Source organism: Shewanella sp. T24-MNA-CIBAN-0130, assembly GCF_040310185.1.
Taxonomy (GTDB): Bacteria; Pseudomonadota; Gammaproteobacteria; order Enterobacterales; family Shewanellaceae; genus Shewanella; species Shewanella psychromarinicola.
Map to the genome: position 1 here is coordinate 1 of NZ_JBEOPP010000361.1, position 263 is coordinate 263.

Genomic DNA, 263 nt, shown 5'->3' on the forward strand with positions numbered 1-263 from the left:
GCCCCATTCCTGTTGGGCATGCTGGCGATAAAACCGCGCCACCGGATCGTCGGCGTCAGCGAGCGCCACCAGCAGCGGCGAGATGTCACGCAGGGCCGAAAACGGTGGCTGGTCGTACAGCGCAAAAGCGTTGGCGGCGGCGTCGAGACGTCGCAGTTGCGCCGGTAAATCGGCGATCGTCGCACCGTCGAGCAGCACAAACGCCTGCTGCTCAGCCCACGGCAAACCTTCAGGCCAATCCGTCAAAAGGCTCATGCCTGGGC

General features: G+C 64.6%; 1 protein-coding gene. It reads right to left on the reverse strand.

Going from position 1 to position 263, the window contains the following annotated elements; genetic code table 11:
• Positions 1 to 263, reverse strand: a 263-nt coding sequence (locus tag AAEZ02_RS22735) for a DUF4123 domain-containing protein (protein ID WP_351125349.1), incomplete at both ends; no start/stop codon positions are given.